The sequence below is a fragment of the Deinococcus alpinitundrae genome (assembly GCF_009982895.1).
In the GTDB taxonomy this organism is placed as follows: Bacteria; Deinococcota; Deinococci; order Deinococcales; family Deinococcaceae; genus Deinococcus; species Deinococcus alpinitundrae.
The window spans coordinates 1-1,115 of the sequence record NZ_WXZL01000083.1 but is presented as its reverse complement, the minus strand read 5'-3'; the positions used below and the strand labels follow the sequence as shown (position 1 = coordinate 1,115).

Below are 1,115 nucleotides of genomic sequence, written 5' to 3'. Positions count from 1 at the left end.
GAGATGGGATCCAGACGACTTGGCCGTGCTGTTTACAGTGCTGATAAGTTCTTTCTCAGCTCCAGGAGCGGCTTAAACGGAAGTTGTCGGGTACTGAGGTGCCGGACATATGTGCCAAACAATTCCTGGCAACCAACTTGACGCTGTGTTACAGGCCGCTCTGCTTGAAGCCCTTTCACCAGCGCGAGTGGATAGCGTCTTGCGCCTGTCACAGGATGCGGATCATCAGTTGAAGCAGCAACGCCGACTCAGTGCAAAGCGGCTCGCCGATGCTCAGGCCATGGTTTCCCAGGCGGAGGCTATGGTGCGGGTGGCCGTCACTCACGATGCACAATCGATATCGGCGCAGCGGTTGATGCGGGAGCTGGTCATTGCCGAGGTTGAGCTGGAGACTGTTAAGGGTCAGTTAGCTGCAATGCATGAAAATGAACCATCGTTGAGCCAGGATGACGTAATTTTGATTTCAGAGCTTTCGCAAAACATTGGTCTGCTGTGGGAGCACTCTGCCATGACAATCCCACAAAAAAACAAATCATTCGAGAGCTCATTAAGCAAATAACATTAACCAGAAAAAAGGATAAAGTCACCGCAATAGTAGTCTGGTCTTCTGGGACTAAGAGTTTACTGAATTTTGATGTAGAATCCACCAAAATTCTGGACACTTCGCCAATTCTTGTTGAGCGAATAAGAGATCTATATCTATTGCATAATCGAGCAGAAGTTGCGGAAATTTTGAATAGTGAAGGATTTAAAACTCAGAAGGGATTGGATTTTACGGCATATAACGTTGATTCCGTAAGAAAAGTGCACGGGATTAAGTCGAAGAAAAGGAGGAAGGTGAAGTTCAACCCTAAAAGGCAATTTCATCCCATTTTCTTCGAGAAGATAAGAATGTTGTCTCAATCTCGTAATAATACTGAAATAGCTGATATATTATCGCAAGAGGGATATACTACTCCAAGTGGTAAGCCACTAAACGACACCATTATTCGCCGCTTAAGGAAAAGCCATAGTATCAATAGACCTCCTGCGAAAGTCACGCTCTCTCAGTAAGCGAGTGATTGCACAGCGCGGCGATGAGATTCGCGCGGAGGGAAAAGCGCCGTCTCCGGTGA

General features: G+C 46.9%; 1 protein-coding gene. It reads left to right on the top strand.

Annotated features, from left to right (window positions below; translation table 11 throughout):
• Window positions 1-109: 109 nt before the first annotated feature.
• Window positions 110-559 (top strand): hypothetical protein, encoded by a 450-nt coding sequence (locus GUI70_RS22470; protein WP_161884497.1) that lies wholly within the window; start codon window positions 110-112, stop codon window positions 557-559.
• Window positions 560-1,115: the final 556 nt, after the last annotated feature.

Excerpts from the sequence above, each read along its gene's own strand:
- GUI70_RS22470 (WP_161884497.1), top strand. The coding sequence starts at position 110 with ATGTGCCAAACAATTCCTGGCAACCAACTTGACGCTGTGTTACAGGCC.